This is a genomic window from Roseibium sp. R5, from assembly GCF_055755305.1.
This window is the reverse complement of record NZ_CM146910.1, coordinates 3,995,628-4,019,812: the sequence shown is the minus strand read 5'-3', so window position 1 is coordinate 4,019,812 and position 24,185 is coordinate 3,995,628. Positions and strand designations below refer to the sequence as shown.

The window sequence follows — 24,185 nt, the reverse complement described above, 5'->3', positions numbered from 1 at the left end:
TGTGAAATCGCGGATTTTACCCCGCAATTTGCCCCAGTTTTACCCCTGATGCGTGTGAGGCGAATACGTGTGGTAGCAACGACCTGATCATAAAACACCTCCAAGCGGTGGAATTGGTTGTTGCCAAGTCTCAAGATGGCTGCAAAGATTTGGTCTAGGAGGATCTACGATCCTGGCATTTGCACTCTTAATGCTGAGTTTGACCGTTTGGTATGGCTCCTGTTTGCTTGAACAGATCTAGCTTGTCAGCATCCTCAGCCGACGAAAGCCCGCAGTAGTCAGTGATGGCATCCAAGACTTCCGTGCAGACAGTTCGCAGCTCTTCCATGACTTCAGGCCCGGCAGTTGATTGTGCTGCGAGCTGCGGCCGGGCCGATCGTGTGCGAAAGTCAATCACTTCGAGGGTTCCAAGGGTCCCGCGCGCGTGGGAGTAGGCCGCATCAAAATCGTAGAAATATGCCGCGGGGTCTGAAGAACGTTGCGGGACCACTCTTAAATGGCCGAACAGTTGACCCGGGCCGAGTGTCTCGGCGATGTCCCTCGCGCTCGATAGCTCATACCGGAACCGCAAGGGAAATGCCGTTGAGATCAGGGCGTTTTCAACATCTGCCTTGAAAAGCCGTTCACAGTCCTCTGGCGATAGCCCTAGATGGTGGAGGGTGACGGATGCCGCCATTTCGGCACCGTCAATGAGCGCACGATGGTCCTTTTCCGACGCCGGTTCGATCCGGCGCCCCAGTCTCGGCACAAAAGCGACCTTTAGCGCGTCGAGATCTGGATTGATGACATAAGTGCCGCCAGCGAAATTTTGGTCGACATGGATCTCGCCAATCCCGTCAAAGACTTTGAGTGCCTCCGCTGCAGCCTCAACATTCAGACACCGGCAGATGACGCCGCGAGACGGCTCAAAGGCGATAAACGGCCCGCGGTCGAAAAGGCTCAACATATGTGTCTGGCTCCTTTCAAGGGCGGCCGATGAAGCGTATGCGGCTCGCTAACGGCAGGCTGGGGAAATCTCCTTGTATTTATCGTGTCGAGTACCGCATTTGGGTGCAGGTGAACCCGACCTGACACTGAGGATTATCTTTGGTCGGAGCAACAACAGGTGTCAGGGAAACCGCTCTGTCGGCGCAGTAATTGACCCCGGCCTTGACCTGGGTCCAGCTGTTCGGCCCTGTAGCAAAATTAACGGTGCCTTGTTTCTGCACAAGGGCTTTTGCTTGGCTGCAGGTCATCGACCGGACATCAGGCCGTTGTGTTTGCGCGTCGGCGCGTGAGCTTTCCAAGATGATAAAACCCGCCGCCATAAACCCCAAGGCGATGATCCACGGTCCTGTCTTCAAGATTTGTATCCTTTTTTGTTTGGCTCAATACTGTTTTGATTCTGGCGAAGGTCTCACAGAAGCCTGATACTGCCAGAACGTTTCCAACCACGAGTGTAGTTAGGGCGCTCTGTTCAAAGGATCCAGCCATCTGCCGTGGCCCGCCGAGACTGCCGGATACGTTCGCCTGACGTGGCTCTGCTGGTATCGAAGAAAACACCTTTCAATGACCGGCCTGAGACGTTGTTGTGGCGCTTGATGGGGTTTTACAACGAGCCGCTGTCGTCAGATGGGCCGTACCATGTATCCGCGCGCCGACACAGTTCCCGACATCGAATAGGAGCTCCCATCCCGCTTCTCGTCAACGGGTTTGCTGGTGCTTAACCTGTATGTCTTCCTCGATGTGTCTGCGGTAATGGTCGCTCCGACCTCCAGGTTGGTGTGATGGTCGCCAAGGTCTTGCCCCATCAGCCCGTGCTGGTATCGATCGGCAAGCGTTTCGGGCAGGTCAACCAGCCAGAAATTTGTATCCGATTGGAACGACAGCAAGATTGTGTAGGGATCAATCCCGTGCTCCTTGATCATGACTTCAAGCAAAATGGTGGGGTCGGCACTAGAAAGACCCAAGGCCGCGCGAACATGGGCTGGTGCTAGTGTGTATCGGTAGGCGGGCGGCGCCCGTCGCGGTAGGCGGAAAAACAGCGGTGGTTTTTCAAGCAAGCTCGGACACAATGCGCCAACCCTTTCAACGAAGAGTTGACCAATACCGAATTCATCGCCGTGAAAGGCCATCATTTGCTCGGCGGTTTTGTAGGCAACGTGTTCATGCCCCGCAAAATCAGCCGATGTTTCATCTCCGATCCAAACGTCGTTCTGGTAATCGACATCCAGAAGCGCAAACACGCATCCCGTAATCCCGATGCTGAAATTCCAGGCGTGCTCGATGTACCGGCCAGAATCACCGGGGTCAGACACGAGTATCTTCAGACCGATGACACCAAATGGAGCTTGGCGCGAGATCATTTTCTCGACCGCGCCATCCTTGATTTCAAGGGATGTAGACGTGTTTCGAAGGTCTAGCAGATGGGACTGGAACTCCGTCGCGATTGCATCAATCAGGCGCTCAATCCGGCCCTTGCTTGGTGACACGTTCTTCTCCAGTCCTTGTTGCCGACCTTTGCTCCGTGTTGCCAATATAGGCCATGCCGGTCCGGCTCGGAACTCCCCTACAGCTTAAGAATGGCGGTATTGAAAAAGAGGCCCATAAATCACGGTGTTGTTGGAGACACTTGTTGAGCGCGCGCTCCACGGCTTTACGTACATGTTTTCGGTTACTTCTGTGAAACGTCCACGTCAATTGGGGCTGTCGAGTATGGCAAAGGGACGGATTTTACTCTCGAGAAAGGTCCAGCCAGTAGTCTTGGAAAAACCCGCCGATCGACGAGAGACAGATGCCATCTACCAGTGCTGCCGCCCTTGAGATTCTCAATCTTTACAAGTGCTTCAAAGAACCTGCCGTTGATGATCTCTCGCTAACGGTGCGGCGTGGTGAATTTTATGCCCTGCTGGGCCCGAATGGTGCTGGCAAGACAACGACGTTGCGGATGGTTGCAGGGTTGCTCCAGGCTGATGCCGGTGCGGTCAAGATCTGCGGGATCGACGCATTTGCGGATCCGATTGCCGCCAAAAAAGTGCTGGCCTGGGTTCCAGATGATCCGATGGTTTATGACAAGCTGACACCGCTTGAATACCTGGAGTTTGTTGCAGGACTCTGGAACATGCCGCCGGATTTTGCGCGGTTCAAGGCGGACAACCTGCTCGACTCTTTTGGGCTCGGGGCCCATGCAAATGAACGCTGTGGCGGGTTCTCCAAAGGAATGCGTCAAAAGGTGGCGCTTGCCGGAGCTTTGATCCATGAGCCGCGTTTGATCATCCTTGATGAGCCTCTCACGGGACTGGATGCAGGTTCTGCACGGCAAGTCAAAAGGGTGCTGTCCGGACTTGTTGCGCAAGGTGTGTCGATTGTCATGACGACACACATTCTAGAAGTCGCGGAACGCATGGCGGACCGGATCGGAATAATCGCACGCGGACGTCTCGTTGCCGAAGGAACGCTGGAAGAGTTGCGGGAACGCGCGAGCGCAAATGGCAACACTTTGGAGGACATTTTCCTCGAAATTCTTGGTAGTGAAGCCGGCAGTGAACCGCCTGCGCAGGAGGCAACAGGCTTCCACGAGAAGGTTGCATGAGACAATTCATGGCAAACTCCGCATTGATGCGGTTTTCGCATCATGAATTAAGGCTGGCCTGGCGCGACTGGGCATGGATGTTTTCTGGCAGGCGCAGCAAAAGCTTGTGGCGCGCCCTAATCGGCATCAGCATCTTTTACGCGGTTATTATGCATCTGATCGCGTATGCAGTTCTGGGCGCCCATTTGACCGCTGCATCTGTGCTCGATCAAACCACGCTTGCGGTGCTTTCGGTCACGGTCTTGCTAAGCTTCACCATGATGCTGTCCCAGGCGATGGAGTCGGTGACACGAGCGTTCTATGCCCGTGACGATCTCGATTTGATCCTGTCTTCACCCGCGCCCTCCCATGATTTGTTTCTTGTGCGCATCACAATCATGGCTCTGACAAGCTGGGCGATGTCGGCGCTGGTCGTTTCGCCATTTATCAACGTGGCAATGGCCCTCGATGGGCTTCGCTGGCTTTCAGGATATGTAGTTCTTCTGGCGGTATCTCTGACGGCAACCGCAGGCGGGATCCTCATCACGCTTGCACTCTTCCGCATGGTTGGACCGCAGCGGACGCGGCTCTATGCTCAAATTCTTGCGGCGATCGTGGGAGCTGCCTTCTTAATTGGAATGCAGGTGGTTGCGATCCTCTCCTTCGGGTCAATCTCCCGGTTCGCCTTATTTAATCCGGTCTTTCTCGCAAACCATGCGCCAGTCACGGGGTCCATGTTGTGGTTTCCTGCCCATGCTGTAGCCGGGCAAACCAATGCTGTGGTGTTTTTCCTCGTTGCCTCAGTTGTGTTCTTTTCGGCGGCGGCTTTACTAGGTGCCAGGCAGTTCCGCCGCATTGTCGTGTTGGCACTTGGTGTCACAGAAAAGACGGCGCGTGGAGGCACATCAAAGCGGGCATTTCGGGGCCATTCGCCCCTCGGGGCACTCATTCAAAAAGAACTAAAGCTCATTGTCCGCGATCCCTGGCTTATGTCCCAAACGTTGATGCAGGTTCTCTATCTCATTCCGCCCGCTGTGATGCTCTGGGTCAGTTTTGGCCAAGCGGCCGAAGCGTCCGTCATTATCGCTCCCGTTGTCGTCATGGCCGTGGGTCAGCTTGCCGGTGGTCTTGCTTGGCTGACGATCTCCGGTGAGGATGCCCCCGAACTGATTGCAACAGCACCCATTTCGGCATTTATGCGGCTTTGGGCGAAAGTTGCGTCCGTCCTCTTACTGGTCACGGCAATTATACTGCCGGTCAGCTTGGCCGTGGCGTTCATGTCGCTCTGGGGGGCAGCCGTTACCGCTGCTGGAGCATTTATTGCAGCAGCCAGCGCAATCCTGGTTCAACTTTGGTTTCGCGCTCAAGCCAAACGCACGACCTTCCGGCGCCGGCAGGTTGCTTCAAAGGCCTCAACGTTCGCGGAGGCGGGAGCGTCTATTTCCTGCGCAGCCGGCACAGCCCTCATCGCGGCAGGGAGCCCGCTGGCCCTTCTCCCAATTATTCTACTCGCTAGCGTGCTCGGGATCTCCTGGAGTATCCGTCCAAAACAGATCGCAGAGGTTTAGTGTCCGTGACGCTCGGCCTGGCCAAAAGACAACGATGTATACTGAGCAGCTGTCGCCGCTTTTGAATACGCAAGTAGACCGTGACCTACTTCAAAGCAGCTGTCAGACGCCCAGGCCCGATGCGCAGGCGCGAAACTCACGGACTTCGGGGGCTGCGCCATCTAGCGGTATCTGAACGGCCTGATCGCCCAGCAATGCCGTGGCGGTGAAGTTGAATTCCAATCCATCCAACACATTGTCAAAGCCCCGATCGGTGACGGTCAGCGTTCCTCCACCGGGCGTGATGATGTGCCGGTCGGTGGCGATGGTGTTTGAAAGTGGTCCGTCGAAGCGCATGGAAAAAACCGGGCCGGGTGTCCAGGGGCGGTTTGGTGTGATGGCGATGAAGTACTCAGGTACTGCTGGGTCGAAGACTACCCGAACGGACGCAGTCTCATCCTTGTGACGCAATTCGCAAACACGGCTGGCGCGGAACTCCCAAGCTAATGCCGTGGAGGTGAACAGCACGAGAAGTAAGACAGACAGAGCCCGCAACATGCATTTCCCCTTTATGTTTTAAACAGCTCTGGCTGTCGAAGAACTGAAGGGCATCTTGCTATGGAGACTGCTGGGACCGCAAATGCTTTCCTGTCGAGCGTTTTGGGCACGTTGGTGACACCATCAATTTGCGGCTGACGGTCCAGGACCGAAAAGAGTGGCCGTTTAACTTCATCAAGACAAACGGCCGCTAGTACTATTTCTCTTGGTAAGGCGCTAACGGACCATGGTTAGGCGATCCCAGTCTGCGTAATCGGGAGACCCCTCTCGGCGAACGGTGCCCTCATATCCATATTCGATCATGTGGATCATGGTCGAAGTTTCCTCTGCGAGGACGACCGCATAACTTTCCGGCAAGTCCGATCCTGCGAGGTTGCCCTTATTAGTAAAATCCGGCCATCCGGCATGGTTGGTACCGCGCGGTGCACTAAAGGGAACTCCGTGCAGAGAACCGGCCAGAGGCAGATGGCAATGTCCATGGAAAATATGCCGGATCTTGGCCGCATGCCGGGAAACGACTTTGCCAAACCCGTCTGCGTCCTGGAGCATGATCTTGTCCATGGGAGCGATGCCGATCGGGACAGGGTTGTGGTGCATGAACAAGAAAACTGGGGCCGTGGCGTTGAAAATCTCCCGATCGAGCCAGTCATGCCGTTTGGAGCAAAAAAAACCGGCATGAGTATCCGGTCCCCAGGTGTCCAACAGAATTGCCGTGCCTTCGCTCAACGGAACAACCTTTTGAACAAAGCCGCTTTCGTCCGCGCCTTCCGGAAAAACAGACAAAAAAACGTCCCGCTCGTCGTGATTGCCAATGCATAGATGAATAGGAAGCGGGCACTCGGCGATTTCCGCTTTCAGGCGCAGATAATCGTCTTTGTCGCCCCAATCAGAGAGATCACCGGTGATGAAAATAGCTTCGGCGTCGGGATGATGGGTTATGGCGTGACGAAGGGCTTTACGGAAATTCTCATTCGGATCCCGTCCGGCAATCGTGTCCCCCGGTTTGGTCAAATGAATGTCCGTCAGTTGGAGAAGTTTCATGTCTTCCTCCTTGGATTATTTTTGTGATGAAAAACGCCGCCCGGTAGACCGGGCGGCGCAATAAGGAAAGTTGATCAGTTGGACGGCAGAAGATCTGTAACTTCTTCGTCCAGCTGTTCTTGCAGCTCGGACATGTCGTCGAATTCGCCGGTCACAATGCCTTCGATCCCGTCGTAGATGACCTGAGTGATCGCCAAGCCATTGTCACCCGGGTAAGCCTGCCAGTCGCGCAGCAATGGCAGCTGGCGGACAGCGGTCTCTTTGTTCGGGTTCTGTTGGTAGAAATCCGCCAGGATGACTTCGTTGGCAGCCTTGTTCGGCGGCATGTAGCCTGTTGTACGGGCAACGTCGGCAGCACCTTCACCGGAGGTGATGAACTTGAGCCATTCCCAGGCAGCGTTCAGGACCTTCGGATCTTCAGAAGAAGACACCAGCATGGCCGCGTTGCCGCCGGCTGGCAGGCCTTTCGGGCCAGATGCTTCGATGCCCGGATATTCGTTGGTCTTCAGCTCAAAATCGCCTTTGGCACGCTCAACGGCACCGAGCGCAGATGTCGACCAGAACATCATGCCGATTTCACCAGCGGAAAAGGACGCAAGAGCCGCTTTCCACTCAATGTTCTGCATGTCGCAGCCGCGGAAGATGCCTTTCATGGTTTCCAGTGACTTCAGACCTTCGTCGGAAGAAATCTGGAACGCATTGCCTTCCATTGTGGCTTTGTCCTGCGACCACATCAGAGCCTGCAGGAACCAGTTGCCGGTGATGTTCCAGCCCCAGAACATCGGATTTTTGACGCCTGCCTCATGGAGTTTGCCGCAAACCTCAACAACTTCATCCCAGGACTTCGGCAGGTCGGCTGCAGACGTGATCCCGGCTTTTGCCATAACGTCCATGTTGTAGTAACCGACGGGCAGGGAGACAGAAAACGGCAGGCCGTAGATGTCATTGTTGAACGTGCCGAGCTTCAGCATGGCATCATGGTAGCCGTCTTTTTCGAACGTCTCTTCCTTCAGGATGAAAGGCTCGAGCGACTTGGCAATACCCTTTTCGACCAGAATTGCCTGACGGTTCAGACCCTGCATGGTGACGTCCGGGAGCGTCCCGGCAACCGCTTCACGCAAGATGGTGTTGGTGCCGTCTTCGTAAGATTCGTATGTTGCCCGGATCTTCACTTCGATGTTCGGAAACTGTTCGTTGAACTTCGGCAGGATTTTCTCGTAGGTCACATCAAAAAGATGGGAGTACGGGTAAGCGAATTCGATCGTTACTTTGTCGTCTGCATGCGCAGCGGAGGCTGACAGCAGTAGTGCTATTGCGGTGAGGGTCTTTTTCATGGAACTCTCCGTCTGTTGCCGTGGGAGTGGCTGGTCGCCAAACTCGTCCGCTCCCGGTTGATCCCCTCGCGGGATTTCGGTGATGGGGCTGCCCTTGGGCGGCCCCGCATGTTTCTGAGCTCTTAGGTCTATTTCATCCCGCTGAGCGTGATGCCTTCGATGAAACGGCGCTGAGCGATCAGGAAGGCCACGATCAGTGGCGCCACGATGATCGTGGCGGTCGCCATCATAGGGCCGAAGTTGTCGCCGTCCGCGTCGCCCTTGAATTCGCGCAAGCCAAGCGGTGGGGTGAACAGAGATCTGTCGCCGGTGATGACGATCCGTGGCCAGAAGTAATCGTTCCAATGCGCAACGACCGAGAAAATCGCAAAGGCCAAGAGGGCAGGGATCGCGGTCGGCAACATGACGTTCCAGATGATCGAGAACTCGTTCATTCCGTCCATCCTGGCGGCGTCGATGAGATCATCGGGGACGGTCATGAAGAACTGGCGCACCAGGAAAATGCCGAACACGGAAATGGTCCAGGGAATGACCAGCGCGGCATAGGTGTTGGTAAGCCCCACCTTGGCCAGCATGATGTAGAGCGGCAGCGCGATGGCGTGGACCGGGATGAGCAGGCAGAACAGAACCAGTCCGAAGACAGCTTCGCGCCCCCAGAACCTGAGTTTTGCCAGCGCATAGGCGCAAGGCAGTGCGACAAGAACCTGAATGAAGAAGATGGACGCCGTAACGATCACGCCGTTGAGGAGGTACCGGATGAGCGGCGCTTTCTCAAAAGCCGTGGTGTAGTTATAGATGACCGGTGTCACCATACAGTCGGCCACATCCTTGCCGAGCTTGATGCAGTAGTCGTCCCGGAATGCTTCCTGCGCGCCGAAGAACCCACCGATGTTCTGCATGATTTCAGCCGGGCTTTTGAAGCTGTAACTGACCATCACATAGAACGGCAGCAGCACGATCAGGCTGCCGAAGATCAAGACCACATGCTTCAGGGTTTCTGCCGCTGAAAACCGGAAGGCCGGCAGGCCAACCGCGGTGGAAGAGGAAAGAGTTGTGTCGCTCATGTGTAGTGAACCCTTCTTTCCACCAGCCAGCGCTGGACGAGCGTGAGAAACATGACGAAAGCCAGGAAGACGACGGTTATGGCCGCGCCAATTCCCATGAGGTTTTGCTGGATCGCTTTTTCGTAGATGGCAAACATCATGACGTAGACCGATTTCGACGGTCCGCCGCCTTGCGGGTAAAACGCTTCGACCGTGTCAAAGACCTGGAATGAGCGGATGAACGAAATGGTGACGACGAAGACCGTGGTCGGGCCCAGCATTGGCCATGTGACAAGTCGGAACCGGTCCCAGGCCGACTTTGCGCCATCCATTTCGGCCGCTTGGTAAAGCTCTCGCGGCACAGAGGTCAGACCCGCGAGGTAGAGCACCATATTGAAGCCAAAGCCTTGCCAGACCCCGATGAAGGCGACTGTCCAGATGGCATAGTCGCGGTCTGTCAGCCAGAGCGGGAAGCCCCGCTCACAACCGTGTGCGTACCAACCCCAGACTTCCAGAACAGTGCCGCAACCGCGCTCCAATGTGGAATTGACGATCCCGATGGTCGGGTGAAAGGCGAACTCCCAAACGATGGCCATCGCAATCAGCGCAGCCATCACGGGCAGGAAGTAGATGGTCTTGTAAAGATCACCGAACCGCTTGGTCGAATTTATGAGGAGCGCGGCGCCGAGGCCCAGTCCAACGGAAAGCGGAACAACCACAAAGACATAGCGGAAGGTCGCGCCAAACATCTTTTCATAGGTGGAACGGGTGAAGATCTTCTCATAGTTCTCGAGGCCGACGAATTCAGCGCCGGAATTGCCCAAGCTGTAATTCGTAAAGCTCATGATGGATGCGATGCCAATCGGCAGAAGCAAAATGACAAACATCAGGAACAGGGCAGGCCCGACAAACCAATAGTGCGCCTTGGAGCGGGGCATTACGCCACCTCCGCAACGGTGGTGCCGGCGTTGTTATCAAGGCCGATCCGTTTGCCGCCCGCTTCAAAGACCATGGCGGCACCGTGTTGCCGCTTGAATGCCACGTCCTGACCAATGGACACGGCAACACCATCTACGGGCGCCGCGCGGACCACGAGACGATGCGCGCCATCTTTCATGCTTATATGCAGGTAGATATCGGCGCCGAGGTTTTCCTTGTGAACCACCCGGCCTTTCAAAGCCTCCGGATCCGTGTCCTCACAAAGCGTCAAATGTTCCGGGCGCAGTCCGATCACAATTTTGTCTGCAGAGGTGGCTGCGACCCGCGTCAAGACAACATCGCCGCAGCGGGCGTGGCCATTGCTGTCCAGGTGGCCGGGCAAGAGGTTGATCTTCGGCGCTCCAACAAACTCAGCCACCCGGATGTCCTGCGGATTGTTGTATATCTCGTCCGGCGTGCCGAGCTGCAGGATGTTGCCGTCCATCATCACGGCCATCCGATCAGACATCGTCAGCGCTTCGGCCTGGTCATGCGTGACGTAAACGAAGGTCGTTGCAAGAGACCGATGAAGTTCGGCCAGTTCTGAGCGCATGTGAATGCGCAGCGCCGCGTCCAGATTGGATAGAGGTTCGTCCATAAGAAAGCCGGCCGGTTTGCGAACCATCGCCCGGCCCAGAGCTGCACGTTGTCTTTGACCGCCTGAGAGTTGGCCTGGTTTGCGATCGAGAAGATGATCGATCTGCAAAATTTTCGCCGTCTCGGCCACCTGCGCCCAAAGCGCCTTGTACTTGGACTTTGCGAGCAGCGGGCCGGCGAAAGGAAGCCGTTCGGCAAACGACAAGTCCCGGAGCCGCAAGGGCGTCATCATGTTCTGGCCGACGGTCAAATGCGGATAGAGCGCATAAGACTGGAAGACCATCGCTAGGTTCCTATCAGCCGGGCGGACCTGGTTGACTTTCCGGCCGTCGATCAGAACGTCACCAGAGCTTGGTGCTTCCAGTCCGGCCAAAATCCGCAGCAAGGTCGACTTTCCGCATCCAGAAGGTCCGACAAGCGTCAGGAACTCTCCCGGTGCGATATCGAGATTGATCCCTTCAAGAACCGACGTGTCGCCGAAACTCTTTTCGATCGCTTTTAAGGAAATGGCCGCCATATGATCGCCCCTTTTGTTGCGATCACCGTAGAGAGCGTGATTGAACCATCTGTGACGTAATATTAGCGTCGCTAATGGCCGCTAGTGTTTTTCATGCAGACAACATGGAACTGTCATGAACGCTTCGCCCAGTCCCTACCAAATCAAGGCTTTTACTTATGTAGCGCGGGAACGCAGTTTCTCCCGCGCTGCGCAGACACTCAATGTGACGCAGTCGTCTGTAACCCAGCATGTGGCCAAACTGGAAAACCTGATGGGGACCCAGTTATTTATTCGGCGCCGCGACGGTCTGGAGCTGACGCGTGCGGGCATAGAGCTGTTTTCAATCACCGACCGATTGGCGACGCTGGACCAACTGGTCACGGAAAAAGTGAACGACTACAGCGCTCTAACGGACGGCAGTATTCGACTGATTGCCAACGCACCCCGGCCTGCGATGCCCATCATTGCGCGGTATGGAGAGCTCTATCCCAAGGTTCAGATCGATTTCACGCTCTATGACTGGACCACGGCCATGACGCTCTTGAACGAACGTCAGGTGGATATGGCGATCGTGACAGAGCCTCAGGAAAACCCGGCGCTCGTGACACATGAGCTCCGGCGGTCCAAATATATGGTACATATGCGGGCTGATCACCGGCTGGCGAAAAAGCCGGTCCTTTCGCTTGTTGACCTTCAAACGGAAACACTTGTCTTGCCCGAGGACGGGTCGCTGACACAGCGAATTGCCAATCGAAAGATCAAAAAGCATGATCTAACTTTTCAGCGCATTTTAAAAACCACGACCTTTCCCATGGTCAAGGAAGCTTTGCTGCATGGTCTTGGCGTCGGTCTCCTTCTGGAAAACAGCCTCTATCCATCAGACAATCTGGTCGCCATTCCAGTGCATGAAATGCCGGAAGAATACCGGGATTGTGTCGTTATCCCCCGAGACAAAAAAGACCTGCGGCTTATTCAAAGCTTTTTAGGTGTCTGTATAGACGGGACGGTTGCCGAGCCTCAGAAATCAGCCTGAGATCAATATGGACGAAACGACAGAACTCATGCGCTGAACAAAGTCCAAAGCGAGAACTGATGACCGCGTAACCCGTTTTTAGCCGAACGCTTTATGGCTACCGCTATTTCGCGAAAACCATCTATCTGCTTCTACCTTGCTGAATAACCCTCTGCTTGGGCGGTTCAGCGTCCAGCACGCCCGCCGGATGCGTCCGCTTCGTTGTAAAGGCTCGCATAGATCGCAAGTGCCATCGTCGGATTGCAGACGGTTTTCGGAAATTGACGTGGTGACGGCTTTTGCTCCGTTTCCAGTTCATTCGCAGTCATTGCCAAGCAAAGTGTTGGGTTTAATGCTTCGGCGGTGCTGTCTTTTGCGGCCATGAGATCATCTCCTGTGCTCATTGGGTTGCGTTGCAGATGATTACGCAAGATGGATGCCAGAATTAGAGACGTCTCAGGTGTGTATTCGAGGCTCGGCAAGGTCAATCTGACTATGAATTGTGCAGTGTGGCGCAATCATAGGCGAGGTCGGGCTGAAAACGGCCGAAAGTTCTGACTGTCTACAGACGCCTATGGCAATTCAAACCGGGGTCATCCTTTGGCTCGGTGGGGCGGTTTGCGGAGACCTGTCTGCCGAAAGGTTTCAAGGCAAATGAGTGCAGAGGTCCCATCGGGTGTTGGAACCTGTGGTGACCGGTCCACACCTGACAAAGCCTTCGGCGCAGGCGTTTGGGCAGAGGAAAGCATATTAGTTTGTTTTTGCCGGAACTGATCGTACATCCACGCATCAAGAACAATATGTGGCCGTCCGGCCTGATCAATGATCGAGCCGCACCAATGGCTGATGAGGTTCTCAAGATCTTCGATTGATGTGCCAAATCGCGTGGAGTGGGTCGGATAGCTGCTGATATCGATGAGCCAGGCAAGCGGATGCTGCCCATGAACGATCAAGTCTTCAAACCGGCTTTCTGACAGAATGAACAGGCGGCTGCCGGACAAATCAACGGCGACGTCGCGGAACTGGGCCATGTCCAGATAACGTTGAACGCGGCCTAAGAAACTGGCTGCTTCTACAATCGGTCCGTCGAACGCCGGCGGTTGATCTACAAAAACGTCACGTGACACCATCGATCTCCCTGATCTACGCGGCAAGTTTACACTGGAAAGTGCCAAGAAATACGCACAGTTAGGGTGGAAAATTCAACGATTGCGGTAACTGATTGTTCAGAGAGATTTCCAGGTGGTAAGCGTTCTGACAGACGAACTCTCGGCAATTCAATCGGATACTAATTCAGAGCACAAAGATCCAAACTGTGTGTTCCTTTGACGGCCTTTGGAACCGCATATGTGCGAAAGTCGAATGGTTCCAGCAAGCCTGATCCAAGAATATACCGTTACGTAAAACGGGGGAGTGTCGGCTACTCTAAAGGATACTCATGCAGAAATCAGAGCGCGTCAGGCAGGCTGTTATATTATTTGTGATTGGTCTTGCGTGCCTGAGCGCAGTCCTGGTGCTCAGCGCTCAATTTGTTTTTGCTTCTTAGGCTGATTTCAAGTCACTGACCCACACGTATTAAAGTTTAAGTTTTGTGTTCCGTCAGCAAGTTCAGCTGTCTGATCCAGCTTAAGACGCTGCGGCGGATCTGTTTCCGGGGGTGATCGCGTCGCCATCGAGATAGGTTTTCAGGTCCTTCAAGGGCATCGGTTTCGAAAAATGATAACCCTGAACCGTGTCGCAGCCGAGAGCCGCGAGGCGGTGAGCGTGCTGTGCCGTTTCCACGCCTTCAGCAATCACCTGCAGACCAAGGCTTTGGCCCATTGTAATCGTTGCCGCGACCAAGCCTTCTGCAGCCGGATCTTCGCCGAGCGGGAGAATGATGCTCCGGTCGATTTTCAATGCGTGCGGGCGAACCTGCATGACGCTCTTGATCGACGCATGCCCAGACCCGAAGTCGTCAATGTCCAGCTCGAACCCAAGTTCACGGAGCGTGTCCAGGGCGAATGGAATGGTGTCGTCACCATCTTCCAAAGAGACGGACTCCAGGATCTCGAAGGCAACCGGCGCCTGCCACCGCTTGAACAGGTGTTGTGCGAACTCCGGAAAGTCCGGATCGATCAAGGTTGAGGATGTTACATTGAAGGCAAGACGGGGCAGGGCACCCGTCTTGGCAAACAGAGGGCCGAGGTCTTCGGCCGCACGTGTCATGATTGCAAGGTCAAGGTCACCGTCGAGGCCCAGTTGATGGGCAATCGGGAAAAACAAGGCTGGTGGGAGAAGGCCGAACTCTGGGTGCTGCCAACGGGCCAGCACTTCAATTCCGGTGACTGCGTGGGTGCGGGCATCGTGCTGGGTTTGATAAAACGGCACAAGTTCCCGGCCTGCAAAGGCCTCGACCAGGTCATCAGCCAGCCGCCGGTCGCGTGAAATGCGTTGTTCAAGCGGTCCGGTGAACACTCTCAAGCTTGCCCGGCCAGCGGCCTTAGCTTCATACAGTGCGGCATCGGCATTGCGAAGGATTTCAGATGGATCATCACGTGAAATTTCAGCAACCGCGAGCCCGAGGCTTGCGCTGAATACGCATTGTTTGTTGCGATAGAGAATGGGCTCCAGGGTGCGTTCCAACAGACGTTGGCCAATGTCTTCTGCGCGTTCCAATTCTGTGCCTGGAGCACACAGGACAACAAATTCGTCCCCGCCGACACGGGCCACCAGATCGTCTTCCCGGGTTGCGGTCAAAAGCTTGCGGGCAACCGTCTTCAGAACGTGGTCGCCGGCATCATGCCCCAAGACATCATTGACTTGCTTGAAGCGGTCGAGATCGATCCGGATCACAGCCCGTTCGCCGCGTCCACCGGCAGCTTTCAATGCATGGTCGAGCTTGCGCCGGTTGGAAAGACCCGTCAGCGCGTCTTCAAGGGACCGGCGCCGGTAATGGGCCTTCGCCGTCTCAAGGTTTTCGGTCAGGTTTTGCAGTTTGCGGTTGGACTGTACGAAGTCACTGACATCGGACCGGATGACGACCTTGTCGCCATGCGCGCTTTCCGTCAGTTTCACCTGAATGTACCGCTCGCCTTGAACAACAAGGCTGACCTGCGAGCCGTCCTGTTCCAACTTGTTCCGGAAATCGAGAATGAACTTGTTCCGGTCTTCCTCTGAGATGTCGGGATAGTGTCCATGTTCCATGGCATCTTGGAGAATTTCCGCGCCGGTCATACCGAGTTTAACCCGTTCAGGGACTGGATGAGCGAGCTGGCGATACACTTCGTTGCAGGTGATGAGGCGGCGCTTTGAATCAAAGACCGCAAAGCCGTCCGGGATTGCTTCCACGGCTGTGGCAAAGCGTTCATTGACCTCATTCACGTGCCGTGCGGAGGCCGTGAGCGTGGACCACACCTCGCGCATCGTCCGGGTCAAGAACATCATGATCATGAGCAAGGCGAAGCTGACGAGCAATGTGCCCCCGATGACCAGGTTGACGATCCGATCCTCAATCGTCTGAACCTGAGCATGAAAACTGGCGCTGTCTGCCATCATTTTATCAAGCGCCGCCTTGATTTCAAGACCTTGGGCAAAGCGGCTGCTTTGTTCTGAGTGGCGTGCAAGAGGAGCCGCGCGCATGAGTTCCAGCTGCGCGATGAGATCGTCGGTCCTGGCCACCTCAGCCCGGCACATGGCGAACGCGGCGCCTGCACCAAGCCGTTTGACCACCTCATATTCAGGGACAGTCAGATTCTGCGTACACCAAAGCGCTTCTGCTCGCGCACTTGAGAGTGAATCAATAAGTTGGCCGATGTCCGAATCCCTAAGAATCGGCGATTGGACAACAAGGTCGTGGGCTTGTTTGATGTGCAGAAAATGCTGGAAGTTGCGCGCGCGATATTCGCCAGCCAGATAGAGATAATTGTAGCCCAGAAATGAGACGACCATGGACATCATCAACAGTCCGATAGCGATCGCTGGCGCAGCCCGTTTGGTCTCGCTTGGAGCGCCCTCAGAGGCTGGTCCCCTCAGGAAATCTCCGGTCTGGTCATCGGTACTTAAACTGTCTCGCATTCGTAGTCTGGCGCGCCCCCGGTTGCGTTGTTGGACGTTTTCTCGCCCTTCCGCAAAGTCAGAGATATCGCGTAAAGGTATAAAAAAGCGTTTCCTTCCAGTGATGTGCGGGAAAATGTCAAAATACTCCTCACCGAAACCGCAAGTATTTTTTGGTCAAAATCACTGACGACTGGCCAGCACTGAGTAAGATCTGGTTCAAGCCGTTCGGTTGCAGGAACAGAGCTTTAGGCAAGCAATGCAATCACCGGTAGTTAACAAGAACTCTTAGTGGGGCACCATGTCTGACATCCCAGTGGTACTTTTGCATGGCACGAATGCTGGTCCCTGGACGATGGCGCCCTTCAAAAAGTTCTTTGAAGAAGCTGGCTTTGCGTGTCATGCGCCGACATACCGGTTCCATGACCTTGCGGACGGCGAAGAACGCCGGAAAGCACTGATTGGAACCAGTATTCAAGACTACGTCTCGGATACCGTTGAATTCATCCGAACTCTCGACAGGCGGCCCATCGTCATCGGGCACTCCCTTGGCGGGCTGATCGCACAAATTCTGTCCGGACGCGGTCTGATCGAGGCAGGTGTTCTGATCAACAGCAGCATTATGGCAGGCACAACACCGACCACGGACATGGAACGTGCCCTCGGCAAGATGTTTATGTCGGCCGGTGCCTTTTGGCAGGAGGCTCCAGGTCAGGACTTTGAATTGCTTGCGGCCTATGGTTTGAACACCATGCCGGAAATTCAGCAGCACGAAATCTGTGACCGTTTGAGCACTGAATCTGGAGAGGTTTTGTTTGAGCTGTTTTTCTGGATGTATGATCAGAAACAGGCAACGCAGGTGGTGTTTGATGGGCGAAATGCGCCAATGCTCTTCCTGACAGGGGGAGAAGACAAGGTCGTCCCGCCATCAACGGCCCGTCAGATGGCGGCGCGGTATGGCGATTTGGCCACTGTTCAAGAGTATCCTGGCAAATGCCACTACATGCAGCTTGAAGACGGATGGCAGGAGCTCGCGTCAAACAGTCTGGTGTGGATCCGGGAAACAGTTTCCCGCAAGAATATCTAGATCCGGACCCGGTTCGCTTTTTGGTGCGAACCTTGCGCTTTAGACCCAATTTCCCGGCTCCACCCTTGACACTTTCACCCCCAACCTTTATCGCGCTCCCATCGTGCGTCTTGGGTTCCGCCCAAGGCGAGCGCTGCTATTTGCAATGCTCCTGCAAAAAGGGGAGTGGGCGGCGCGGCACACGGAAATTTTGATAATCAACACCTCCGGGGCGGATTGCCGCTCAGGACCGAGGACGAAGCAAAACCCATGCAGGTAACCGAAACCCTCGCTGAGGGCCTCAAGCGCGAGCTGAAGATTGACATTCCGGCCGGCGATCTGGCTGTGAAGCTCGATGACTATCTGAACGACATGAAGTCCAAGGCCAACATCAAGGGCTTCCGTCCGGGCAAGGTGCCGGTCGCGCACCTGAAGAAGATGTATGGCCGTCAAGCCATGGCCGAGATCCTGTCGAACACCATCCAGGAAACCACACAAAAGGCTGTTGAAGAGCGTTCCGAGCGCCCCGCTCTGACACCGGAAATCGATCTTCCGGAAGAAGACGCTGAAAAGATCCTGGCCGGCGACGCCGATCTGTCCTTTAAGATGACCTACGACGTGCTGCCGGACTTCGAAATCGTCGATTTCGGCGGTTTTGAAATCGAGCGTCCGGTTGTCGAGATCGCGGAAGAAGAAGTCGACACTCAGGTCTCTGACATCGCCAAGAACAATACCCCGTTCGAAGCCAAGGATGGCGCTGCTGAAGACGGCGACCGCGTCACCATGTCTTACCTCGGCAAAATCGACGGCGAGCCTTTTGAAGGTGGTGCGGACGAGAACGGCCAGCTGGTTCTGGGCTCCGGTCAGTTCATCCCGGGTTTTGAAGAGCAGCTGATCGGCACGAAGGCTGGCGACGAAAAAGTCGTTGAAGTGACTTTCCCGGAAGAGTACCCGGCAGCACATCTGGCCGGTAAAGCCGCGACTTTCGACGTCGTTGTCAAAGAGGTCGGCGCACCGGGTGAAGCCGCGATCGATGATGAGTTTGCGAAAGGCCTTGGCCTTGAGTCGCTCGACAAGCTGAAAGAAATCGTTCGAGGCCAGATCGAAGGCCAGTTCGGTCAGATGACCCGTCAGCGCGTCAAGCGTCAGCTTCTCGACAAGCTGGACGAGCATTACTCCTTCGAACTGCCGGAAAAACTGCTGGAATCTGAGTTCCAGATCGTTTGGCAGCAAGTCGAAGAAGACATGAAGCGCAACGAAAAGACCTTCGAAGACGAAGAGACAACGGAAGAAGAGGCGAAAGCGGAATACCGCAAGATCGCCGAGCGCCGTGTTCGTTTGGGTCTGGTGCTTTCCGAAATCGGTGAAAAGAACAACATTCAGGTCACCGACGAGGAAATGCAGCGGGCGCTCTACGACCGTGTCCGCCAGTTCCCTGGCCAAGAGCAGCAAGTGTTTGAGTTCTACAAGAACAACCAGCAGGCACTGGCGTCTCTGCGCGCTCCGATCTACGAGGAAAAAGTCGTCGACTTCATGCTCGAGCTTGCCAAGGTGACCGACAAGACGGTGACCAAGGAAGAGCTGGAGAAGCTTGTCGCCGAGGACGAAGACGCCGCTTGACGGTGAGTTTTTCCCGGATAATCAACAGATGCGGCGGCAACTTTAACTTTGCTTTCATGCCGCATCTGCGATGACTTTGCGTTGAGGGCGGCATCCCTATATATGGGGGTGTCGCTTTTTTCGAGTCAGGCCTTGGAACGATGCGCTTGCAAGGCCTGTTTCCAGCCCAAATCCTGGGTAACATCTCAAGCATATGGATGAGGTATGAAGGATCCTGTCGATATCTACATGAACACTCTCGTGCCGATGGTTGTCGAGCAGACAAACCGGGGCGAGCGGGCCTTCGATATCTACTCGCGCTTGCTGAAGGAGCGCATCATCTTCCTGACCGGTCCGGTCGAAGATCACATGGCAACCTTGGTCAGTGCGCAGCTGCTTTATCTGGAAGCTGACAATCCTTCCAAGGAAATCGCGATTTACATCAATTCGCCCGGCGGGTTGGTCACATCCGGCCTGGCGATTTACGACACGATGCAGTTCATTCGCCCGGCCGTGTCGACCCTCTGCATTGGTCAGGCAGCTTCCATGGGCTCACTGCTTCTGGCTGCTGGCGAGAAAGACATGCGCTTCATTTTGCCGAACGCGCGGGTTATGGTTCACCAGCCATCCGGTGGTTTCCGTGGTCAGGCAGCCGACATCATGCTGCACGCCCAGGAAATCTTGGCGATGAAACGCCGGCTGAATGAAATTTACGTGAAGCACACCGGACGGAGCCTTGATCAGGTGGAAGAAGCGCTGGAGCGCGATAACTTCATGACCGCTGAAAAGGCCAAGGAATTCGGGATCGTCGACAATGTCATCACGGATCGGTCCAGCCTTGGTGGTGAAGCCGAGTCGAAAGGCTAAGGTTTTCTGCGGAGAGCCACGGGTTGAAAATCCGTGGCTTTACCGTGAAAATCCCAAGGTATTCCAAGGTTTCCACCTTCGCCTTAAACCTATATTGATTTTTACCGGCGAAGCATGGTGACATCCTATAGGAAAGTGCGGCACCTTAGGCGCCTAAAACTTTCAAACCGGGAGCCTCAATTTGGCCTCACCCGGAGAGATAAGGGGTTAAGCACCCCAAAAACGCGAGGTTGACTACATGACCAAGGCCAGCGGCAGCGATTCAAAGAATACGCTCTACTGCTCCTTCTGCGGCAAAAGCCAGCACGAAGTCCGCAAGCTGATCGCCGGCCCGACTGTTTTCATTTGCGATGAATGTGTCGAGCTGTGCATGGATATCATCCGCGAGGAGAATAAATCCTCGCTGGTTAAGTCCCGGGACGGGATCCCGACTCCTCAGGAAATTCGCGATGTTCTCGATGATTATGTCATCGGGCAGGGCAGTGCGAAGAAGGTCCTGTCGGTCGCCGTTCACAACCACTACAAGCGTCTGAACCACGCGTCCAAGAACAACGATGTTGAGCTTGCAAAGTCCAACATCCTGCTGGTCGGACCGACCGGTTGCGGCAAGACACTGCTGGCGCAGACGCTTGCCCGGATTCTGGATGTGCCGTTCACAATGGCAGACGCAACGACCCTGACCGAAGCCGGTTACGTCGGTGAAGACGTCGAGAACATCATCCTCAAGCTGCTGCAGTCCGCGGACTACAACGTGGAACGCGCGCAGCGCGGCATCGTTTATATCGATGAGATCGACAAGATCAGCCGGAAGGCCGACAACCCGTCGATTACCCGCGATGTCTCGGGTGAGGGCGTGCAGCAGGCTCTGTTGAAGATTATGGAAGGCACTGTGGCTTCCGTGCCGCCGCAGGGCGGCCGCAAGCATCCGCAGCAGGAGTTCCTGCAGGTGGACACCACCAACATGCTCTTCATCTGTGGTGGCGCATTTGCCGGGTTGGACAAGATTATTTCCGATCGCGGTACCCAGACTTCCATCGGTTTCCAGGCACAGGTTCATGCGCCGGAAGACCGCCGGATTGGCGAGCTGTTCTCCGAGCTGGAGCCGGAAGATCTGTTGAAGTTCGGCCTCATTCCGGAATTCGTTGGCCGTCTGCCAGTCATCGCGACTCTGGAAGATCTCGACGAAGATGCCCTGATCACCATCCTGACCGAGCCGAAAAACGCACTCGTCAAGCAGTATCAGCGTCTCTTCGAGATGGAGCAGGTTGAACTGTCGTTCCATGAAGATGCACTGCGGGCGATTGCCAACAAGGCGATTGAGCGGAAAACCGGTGCACGTGGCCTTCGGTCCATCCTTGAGTCGATCCTTCTCGACACGATGTACGAACTGCCGGGCCTGAAGGGCGTCAAGGAAGTCGTCATTTCTCCGGAAGTGGTCAAGGGCGAAGCGCGTCCCCTCTACATCTACGAGGACCGCGAAGAGACGTCAGCGACAAGTGCGTAAGCTAGCGGCAAGCGCATAGAGTTATCGTCAGACAAATGCCGCTCTGGAGTGAGCGGCATTTTGCTTTTTGCACACCTGATTTTATTCGAGGTGCGTTATCCACCGTGCTGGTGAGTCGTCAACAGACAAGTCCCTTTGTTAATGTTTGATCGCCTTGACACCGGCCTGACAGGTAGCCACCTAATAGGACGTAAGGACGGCTTGTGCGGATCGTCAACGCGCCCATCCGGGGTGTTGCGATCCGGCCCTCGGCAGACGATCGCCGAAAGCCGTTTTCCAGTGTCTCTGGCTGCCTTTATTTGTGAGTGGGGCCGGAACACGCCGAGAAAGGAAAAAGAATGAGCGACGCAGAAATCCGCGCCACTGATCCGGACAGTACGTCTGTGTATCCTGTATTGCCCCTGCGCGATATTGTCGTCTTCCCGCACATGATCGTTCCGCTGTTCGTGGGTCGTGAAAAGTCGATCAAGGCGCTTGAAGAGGTGATGACCACCGACAAGCACATTCTCCTGGCGACCCAGATGAATGCCGCCGACGACGATCCGAACCCGGACCAGATCTACAACGTCGGTACGCTGGCAACCGTGTTGCAGCTGCTGAAACTGCCGGACAACACCGTGAAGGTGCTTGTCGAGGGCGGTGCACGCGCGCAAATCGGCAACTATTCCGACCGGACCGACTATTTCGAAGCAACCGCAACCGTTTTGCCGGAAAAAGACGGTGAGAACATAGAGGTTGAGGCACTGGCCCGCTCAGTGGTCGCCGAGTTTGAAAACTATGTGAAGCTCAACAAGAAAGTGTCGCCGGAAGTGCTCGGTGCGGTCAATCAGATCGACGATTACTCCAAACTGGCTGACACGATTGCTTCTCACCTGGCGATCAAAATCCCTGAAAAGCAGGAAATTCTTGGCGTCGTCTCTGTCGCTGAGCGTCTTGAGCGTGTCCTGGGCATGATGGAAAGTGAGATTTCCGTCCTGCAGGTGGAAAAACGCATCCGCTCCCGCGTCAAGCGTCAGATGGAGAAGACCCAGCGCGAGTACTACCTGAATGAGCAAATGAAGGCCATTCAGAAGGAACTCGGGGACAGCGAGGACGGCAAGGACGAAGTTGCCGAACTCGAAGAGAAGATCAAAAAGACCAAGCTAACCAAGGAGGCGCGCGAACGCGCTGCTGCCGAGATCAAGAAGCTGAAACAGATGAGCCCGATGTCCGCGGAAGCGACCGTCGTGCGCAATTATCTGGACTGGCTGATCGGCATTCCGTGGTCGAAGAAGTCCAAGGTCAAGCACGACCTGAGCTTTGCCGAGAAGGTTCTCGATACCGATCACTATGGCCTTGAAAAGGTCAAGGAGCGGATCGTGGAGTATCTTGCTGTCCAGAGCCGGGCGAACAAGTTGCGTGGCCCGATCCTCTGCCTAGTTGGACCTCCAGGTGTTGGTAAGACCTCGCTCGGAAAGTCGATCGCGAAGGCAACGGGACGTGAATTTGTCCGCATGTCGCTGGGCGGTGTGCGCGATGAAGCGGAAATCCGCGGCCACCGGCGGACCTATATCGGCTCCATGCCGGGCAAGGTCATTCAGTCAATGAAAAAGGCGAAGAAATCCAACCCGCTCTTCCTGCTCGACGAGATCGACAAAATGGGCATGGATTTCCGGGGTGACCCGTCATCTGCGCTGCTTGAGGTGCTGGATCCGGAACAGAACTCCTCCTTCATGGACCACTATCTGGAGGTCGAGTATGACCTGTCAGACGTGATGTTCGTGACAACGGCGAACACGCTGAACATTCCAGGTCCGCTGATGGACCGTATGGAGATCATCCGGATCGCTGGTTACACGGAAGAGGAGAAGGTGGAAATCTGCCGCCGTCACCTCATTCCGAAAGCCGAGAAGGATCACGGTCTGAAAGACGGTGAGTTCTCCATCGAAGACGATGCACTGCAGTTTGTAGTGCGCCGCTACACCCGTGAAGCCGGTGTGCGGAACCTTGAGCGTGAAATGGCGACTCTGGCCCGGAAAGCGGTCAAGGACATCCTGATGAGCGACAAGGAAAGCATCACGGTGACCCAGGAGATCGTCGAGGAATACCTTGGTGTTCCGCGGTACCGTTATGGGGAAGCTGAGCTGGAGGATCAGGTCGGTGTGGTCACCGGTCTTGCCTGGACGGAAGTCGGCGGCGAACTCCTGACCATTGAAGGCCTCATGATGCCTGGTAAGGGCAAAATGACCGTAACCGGCAACCTGAAGGATGTGATGAAGGAGTCCATTTCGGCTGCGGCGTCCTACGTTCGCTCCCGCTCGATCGACTTCGGCATCGAACCGCCGCTATTTGAGAAGAAGGACATTCACGTCCACGTTCCAGAAGGCGCAACCCCGAAGGACGGGCCATCTGCGGGTATTGCCATGGCCACGGCCGTGATCTCGACCATGACCGGTATTCCGGTGCGCCGGGATGTCGCCATGACGGGCGAAATCACCCTGCGTGGCCGCGTCTTGCCGATCGGTGGCCTGAAGGAGAAACTTCTTGCGGCTCTGCGCGGCGGCATCAAGCTTGTGATGATCCCGGAAGACAACGCCAAGGACCTGGCGGACATTCCGGACAGCGTGAAAAACTCGCTCGAGATCATTCCGGTTTCCGGCATGGATGAGGTGCTCAAGCATGCTCTGACACGCCAGCCGGAGGCCATCGAATGGGATGAAAGTGCTGCGGAAAATGCAACCAAGGCGAGTGCTTCTGATGATGACACAACAGGTGTCGTCGCCCACTAATCCGCCCTTGACATTTGCGAAACAGTCAAGCCCCGGGAAAACCGGGGCTTTTCTTTTGAATAATTGGTCAAAACGGCTGTTTTCTGCGAAAAAACCACTTGCGTTTCAGCTCAAATCTCGCGAGTTTCGCGCAACGGCGCTGACAGGAATCGTCGGCATACGTCCGTTTCTTAGAAAGGTATCTGCT

19 protein-coding genes are annotated in these 24,185 nt (G+C 55.4%); 8 read left to right on the top strand and 11 right to left on the bottom strand.

Annotated features, from left to right (window positions below):
• Positions 1 to 187 precede the first annotated feature (187 nt).
• Both AC0J4F_RS18755 and AC0J4F_RS18750 read right to left on the bottom strand, forming a co-directional pair.
• Positions 188 to 946, bottom strand: a complete 759-nt coding sequence (locus AC0J4F_RS18755; protein WP_473024314.1) for a hypothetical protein — start codon at positions 944 to 946, stop codon at positions 188 to 190.
• 661 nt (positions 947 to 1,607) lie between these two features.
• Positions 1,608 to 2,471, bottom strand: coding sequence for a hypothetical protein (locus AC0J4F_RS18750; RefSeq protein WP_473024313.1), 864 nt, complete (start codon positions 2,469 to 2,471; stop codon positions 1,608 to 1,610).
• A 302-nt stretch (positions 2,472 to 2,773) separates the two neighbouring features.
• On the opposite strand from AC0J4F_RS18750, the gene AC0J4F_RS18745 reads away from it, so the two are divergent.
• Both AC0J4F_RS18745 and AC0J4F_RS18740 read left to right on the top strand, forming a co-directional pair.
• A complete protein-coding gene (locus tag AC0J4F_RS18745) occupies positions 2,774 to 3,571 on the top strand; it encodes an ABC transporter ATP-binding protein (protein ID WP_473024312.1) in 798 nt (265 codons plus the stop codon).
• A gap of 8 nt (positions 3,572 to 3,579) precedes the next feature.
• Positions 3,580 to 5,118, top strand: a complete 1,539-nt coding sequence (locus AC0J4F_RS18740; RefSeq protein WP_473024311.1) for a permease — start codon at positions 3,580 to 3,582, stop codon at positions 5,116 to 5,118.
• Positions 5,119 to 5,220: 102 nt separating this feature from the next.
• Here the strand turns inward: AC0J4F_RS18740 and AC0J4F_RS18735 are convergent, their stop codons facing one another.
• The 6 genes from AC0J4F_RS18735 to AC0J4F_RS18710 all read right to left on the bottom strand — a co-directional run bounded on the left by AC0J4F_RS18735 (position 5,221) and on the right by AC0J4F_RS18710 (position 11,165).
• On the bottom strand, positions 5,221 to 5,655 hold the full coding sequence (locus tag AC0J4F_RS18735; RefSeq protein WP_473024310.1) for a hypothetical protein: 435 nt from the start codon (positions 5,653 to 5,655) through the stop codon (positions 5,221 to 5,223).
• Between the two features lie 216 nt (positions 5,656 to 5,871).
• On the bottom strand, positions 5,872 to 6,696 hold the full coding sequence (locus AC0J4F_RS18730; protein WP_473024309.1) for a phosphodiesterase: 825 nt from the start codon (positions 6,694 to 6,696) through the stop codon (positions 5,872 to 5,874).
• Positions 6,697 to 6,770: 74 nt separating this feature from the next.
• Positions 6,771 to 8,030 (bottom strand): extracellular solute-binding protein, encoded by a 1,260-nt coding sequence (locus AC0J4F_RS18725; RefSeq protein ID WP_133950117.1) that lies wholly within the window; start codon positions 8,028 to 8,030, stop codon positions 6,771 to 6,773.
• A gap of 128 nt (positions 8,031 to 8,158) precedes the next feature.
• Positions 8,159 to 9,094 carry a carbohydrate ABC transporter permease gene (locus AC0J4F_RS18720; RefSeq protein ID WP_473024308.1) on the bottom strand — a complete coding sequence of 312 codons (936 nt, stop codon included), beginning with the start codon at positions 9,092 to 9,094 and terminating at the stop codon, positions 8,159 to 8,161.
• A complete protein-coding gene (locus AC0J4F_RS18715; RefSeq protein ID WP_306146994.1) occupies positions 9,091 to 10,011 on the bottom strand; it encodes a carbohydrate ABC transporter permease in 921 nt (306 codons plus the stop codon). Before AC0J4F_RS18715 ends, AC0J4F_RS18720 begins: the two co-directional genes overlap by 4 nt.
• Complete coding sequence (locus tag AC0J4F_RS18710; protein WP_473024307.1) at positions 10,011 to 11,165, bottom strand: ABC transporter ATP-binding protein; 1,155 nt, start codon at positions 11,163 to 11,165, stop codon at positions 10,011 to 10,013. Before AC0J4F_RS18710 ends, AC0J4F_RS18715 begins: the two co-directional genes overlap by 1 nt.
• Before the next feature lie 115 nt (positions 11,166 to 11,280).
• On the opposite strand from AC0J4F_RS18710, the gene AC0J4F_RS18705 reads away from it, so the two are divergent.
• A complete protein-coding gene (locus tag AC0J4F_RS18705) occupies positions 11,281 to 12,180 on the top strand; it encodes a LysR family transcriptional regulator (protein ID WP_473024306.1) in 900 nt (299 codons plus the stop codon).
• Positions 12,181 to 12,344: 164 nt separating this feature from the next.
• On the opposite strand, the gene AC0J4F_RS18700 is transcribed toward AC0J4F_RS18705, so the two are convergent.
• The 3 genes from AC0J4F_RS18700 to AC0J4F_RS18690 form a co-directional block, all read right to left on the bottom strand.
• Complete coding sequence (locus AC0J4F_RS18700; protein ID WP_209175855.1) at positions 12,345 to 12,542, bottom strand: hypothetical protein; 198 nt, start codon at positions 12,540 to 12,542, stop codon at positions 12,345 to 12,347.
• Between the two features lie 210 nt (positions 12,543 to 12,752).
• On the bottom strand, positions 12,753 to 13,289 hold the full coding sequence (locus tag AC0J4F_RS18695) for a hypothetical protein (RefSeq protein ID WP_473024305.1): 537 nt from the start codon (positions 13,287 to 13,289) through the stop codon (positions 12,753 to 12,755).
• A 496-nt stretch (positions 13,290 to 13,785) separates the two neighbouring features.
• The gene (locus tag AC0J4F_RS18690) at positions 13,786 to 16,215 is read right to left on the bottom strand and encodes a putative bifunctional diguanylate cyclase/phosphodiesterase (protein WP_473024304.1); all 2,430 of its coding nucleotides are present in this window, start codon (positions 16,213 to 16,215) and stop codon (positions 13,786 to 13,788) included.
• A gap of 280 nt (positions 16,216 to 16,495) precedes the next feature.
• Here AC0J4F_RS18690 and AC0J4F_RS18685 point away from each other — a divergent pair, with 280 nt between their 5' ends.
• The 5 genes from AC0J4F_RS18685 to lon all read left to right on the top strand — a co-directional run bounded on the left by AC0J4F_RS18685 (position 16,496) and on the right by lon (position 23,998).
• Complete coding sequence (locus tag AC0J4F_RS18685) at positions 16,496 to 17,281, top strand: alpha/beta hydrolase (protein ID WP_473024303.1); 786 nt, start codon at positions 16,496 to 16,498, stop codon at positions 17,279 to 17,281.
• A gap of 249 nt (positions 17,282 to 17,530) precedes the next feature.
• A complete protein-coding gene (gene tig / locus AC0J4F_RS18680; RefSeq protein WP_133950099.1) occupies positions 17,531 to 18,880 on the top strand; it encodes a trigger factor in 1,350 nt (449 codons plus the stop codon).
• Positions 18,881 to 19,084: 204 nt separating this feature from the next.
• A complete protein-coding gene (locus AC0J4F_RS18675) occupies positions 19,085 to 19,726 on the top strand; it encodes an ATP-dependent Clp protease proteolytic subunit (protein WP_209177711.1) in 642 nt (213 codons plus the stop codon).
• A gap of 238 nt (positions 19,727 to 19,964) precedes the next feature.
• Positions 19,965 to 21,230, top strand: coding sequence for an ATP-dependent Clp protease ATP-binding subunit ClpX (clpX, locus tag AC0J4F_RS18670; RefSeq protein WP_133950095.1), 1,266 nt, complete (start codon positions 19,965 to 19,967; stop codon positions 21,228 to 21,230).
• 338 nt (positions 21,231 to 21,568) lie between these two features.
• Complete coding sequence (lon, locus tag AC0J4F_RS18665; RefSeq protein WP_209175851.1) at positions 21,569 to 23,998, top strand: endopeptidase La; 2,430 nt, start codon at positions 21,569 to 21,571, stop codon at positions 23,996 to 23,998.
• The last annotated feature ends 187 nt before the right edge of the window (positions 23,999 to 24,185 follow it).